This is a genomic window from Syntrophomonas sp. UBA5494, from assembly GCF_002426325.1.
The window spans coordinates 1-3,303 of sequence record NZ_DIPG01000044.1; the positions used below are offsets into that span (position 1 = coordinate 1).

Here is a 3,303-nt window from a genome sequence, read left to right on the forward strand (position 1 = left end):
ATTTACTTAATCTTTTTGACACACTGGTAAGCCGCCGCGATGGCTCCAGGCACTCCCCCAATCTGCATCGCCCAATGGGATCCGATGTAAAGGTTTTTGACAGGTGTTTCTACATTAGTGCCCAGTACGCTTTTAAAGAACGATTTCTTTGGATTCCAGCTCCAGGCGGAGCTTGCTCCATCGGTGTTGTGCGTGAACCTTTCATAAGTCAGAGGGGTGGCGGCATCCATATATTCGATATGGTCCTTCAAGCCGGGAATGAGTACGGCCGCCCGGTCTATCATGGTATGCATGGCCTTTGCTTTTAACTGCTTGTAAATTTCCTTGTTTCCGCTGCCCCAATTGTCCATCCAACGGTGAGGCGTCCTGACCTGAATCATTAATGTGGATCTTTCCCCCTGTGCGAGTTGGGGATTCACCATTGACGGCGAGTAGAGATAGAAAGCTGTTTTGCTGAAGTAATCCCCGTCCTCAGTATCATAAATATCATAGCCAGGCTTAAAGTCGATACTGAATACATGCGGGTTTTTCATGTGTTCTGCCAAGTCTTGGCCAGGGATATCGAGCACCAGATACACAGTGTAGAAACCCTCTGAAACAGCCGCGCTTTCGATGCTGTCCAGCAGCTCCTCAGGAATAAGTCTCTTATCGTCTAGAAGCTGTAAAAAGGTTTTTTTGTAATCCCCTGCGGAAATAACGTGATCCGCCTCATATACGACATCACTACATGAAACTCCAACCACAGCTCCATTTGCGGTGATGATCCTATCGACATAACTCTTAAGCTTCAAATCGCCTCCCAGTTCCCTGAATTTTTCGGCGAGAAGATCCGCCCACGACTGCATACCGCCTCGCACCGTCCAAATTTCCGTGAATACTCCCGCCATAGCCGTAGCTAGAAAAACCGCGGATGTATCCGGATAGGAAAACTTGCTGAAAAGGTTATACAGTGTGGAATCCTGTTCAAAATGTTTGGCGGCAAATTCTGATGAGGTCATCTTGCCGAACTCACGGGTTACTTTAATAGTTTTCGGGAGGTTGGGAATATAAGCAGGCAATAATCTTAACATCTCAATCCGGCTCATAAGCGGAGGCATGATCATATCGGCAGCCCCTTCAAGAGCTGATAATATTCTGTCCTGATCCGAAAAAGCCTTATCGAGTTTTTCTTTATCTGCCGGGAAGGCGTCATAAATAATTTTCTTGAATTCTTCATAGTTTTCCGGGATTCCGTCAAAATGATCTGAAACCACCCTCATGCCGAGTTTTGCGAATTCAAGCTTTTCTAATACCCCTATGTCCTTCATGGCCCTGAATATGGTTTCCATAGATTCTAAACTGACAGTACCGCTTTCAAAGTAGCAGCCGTTCCGGTAAAAACCGGCGGTATAACCTCCCGGCATGCTGTGGGATTCAAAGATGGTCACCTTATGGCCTTTTTTTACGAGCAGGTTTCCAGTAATAAGCCCGCCTATCCCCGCTCCAATAATGATTATTTTTTTCACTTATTGGTCCCCCTTGCGCTGCAGTCCGTCAGTCCTGTCAAGGCAAACTCCGTCAGGTGTTCTAAAACCTGTGGAAAATACTGCAGGCCGACCTCTTCCTTGTGTGTGTCAACATTTATCAGAGCAGCAAAAATGGCCATAATCATTTCGGCATCAATATCATGTCTCATTTTCCCTTCAATCTGCCACCTTTTTACTATTTCTATAAAACTGTCATATAGAAAACCAACCGAATCAAGCCCGTTTTCTTCCCGATAATTCTGCTCTATTTTGGCGAAGACATCTTTGTTATACCATTCTCGCAAAATGGAATTGACCTTCATGCCTTGATCGTTTAGAAACATCATTTCTTTAACGACATTTACGGGATCTCCGTTTAAGTCAATGGATTTCATGATATCCTTTTTCAATTTCGCGTTTTCTTCTAAAAATAGGTCCATAAACAACTTCTCTTTTGAAGCATAGTAATTATAAAACGTGCCCGTGGCCACACCAGCCATCTTCGTTATTTCTACAACATTAGTGTCTTTAAATCCCTTACTACTGAACAAATCTTTCCCGCAATTGCGAATCAAGGTCTTTTTATCAGTCAATTTTGTAACGCCTCCCTATCTGCCAGACAACTGTCTGTCCTAGTATGCACATCTATAGTAAATAGCGGGTTTCCATTTATGACACACCTATATTTTCCTGTTATGAATGAATTATTTTTTATTCATTCATAATATAGCACGACAATCTTATTTTTTCAATCCCAAACTACGCAACGGCAGGTATGATCCTCCCCCAGGTTTTCAATAAAATTATAAACGTTGGCTTACGGTAGAGACCCCTGCACAAACAACCACGCATCTGATCATTCCCGCTAAGCATCCTTAGTGCCAGAAAAACTGTTAAGGTTCTGTAAATAACCAATTCCTTCCCGGGGCTTTTCGCCTCAAAAACTGGCACAGGCTGAAAACTGCCGCAAACACAACCATAACCGCTGCAACAATATAAGGCAAGCCATCGAGGTACAATCATTGGATTGCTCTCATATGATACGTTATATAAACACTTATGGGGGAATTATTGTGCTCGGTCTCTCAATGGTTAATCTGGTGCGCCGACATCCCAAAAAAATGGATAAACAACTCCGAAATGCCATGGTCGATTTTTATCAGCCCTTCCGCTGGGTCCCCTGCTTTATGCAATCAACTGTGGAGACCCTCCTCAAGAAAACCAAGAAATACCCAGTTATTATTGAGTTTCAGGATGATCAAGAAGAATTTAAAAGCCAGGTTAAAAAAGCGGATTCAATCCTCACCAACCAGTTTCGCTCCCAGATCAAACATCACTATCCAAGTGTTAACAGCTGTTCAGCGACCTTGACCCCGGCTGCAGTGGAAAGCCTGCTGGAAGGCGATCCGTCTATAAAGAGGATCCATATGGACAGAGAGGTGCACGCTTTGCTGGATGTGGCTAGAACCTCGGTCAAGGCCAATACTCCTGCCGTGAAGGACTTAACCGGCAAAGGCATCACCATTGCGGTTGTCGATACCGGGATTTATGAGCATAAGGATTTGGCAGGAAGAATAAAGGCCTTTAAAGACGTGACCGGCAACAAAACCGCACCCTATGATGACAACGGGCATGGAACCCACTGCGCCGGAGACGCGGCGGGAAACGGCGCCTCCTCAAAAGGCAAGTATAAGGGGCTGGCGCCTGAATCGGATCTGGTCGGTGTCAAGGTGCTGACCAAGATGGGTTCAGGCTCACTTTCCTCGGTTATGGCGGGGATACAATGGTGTATCGACAA

3 protein-coding genes are annotated in these 3,303 nt (G+C 45.0%); 1 reads left to right on the forward strand and 2 read right to left on the reverse strand.

The window, feature by feature from the left end; translation table 11 throughout:
• Window positions 1–2: 2 nt before the first annotated feature.
• Complete coding sequence (locus tag B3W37_RS05020) at window positions 3–1,505, reverse strand: phytoene desaturase family protein (RefSeq protein WP_483174970.1); 1,503 nt, start codon at window positions 1,503–1,505, stop codon at window positions 3–5.
• Window positions 1,502–2,098, reverse strand: coding sequence for a TetR/AcrR family transcriptional regulator (locus tag B3W37_RS05025; RefSeq protein ID WP_483171537.1), 597 nt, complete (start codon window positions 2,096–2,098; stop codon window positions 1,502–1,504). The genes B3W37_RS05020 and B3W37_RS05025 overlap by 4 nt, the downstream gene beginning before the upstream one ends.
• Window positions 2,099–2,626: 528 nt before the next feature.
• On the opposite strand from B3W37_RS05025, the gene B3W37_RS05030 reads away from it, so the two are divergent.
• The coding region (locus tag B3W37_RS05030; protein WP_483174971.1) for a S8 family serine peptidase at window positions 2,627–3,303 on the forward strand (677 nt) is incomplete at its 3' end.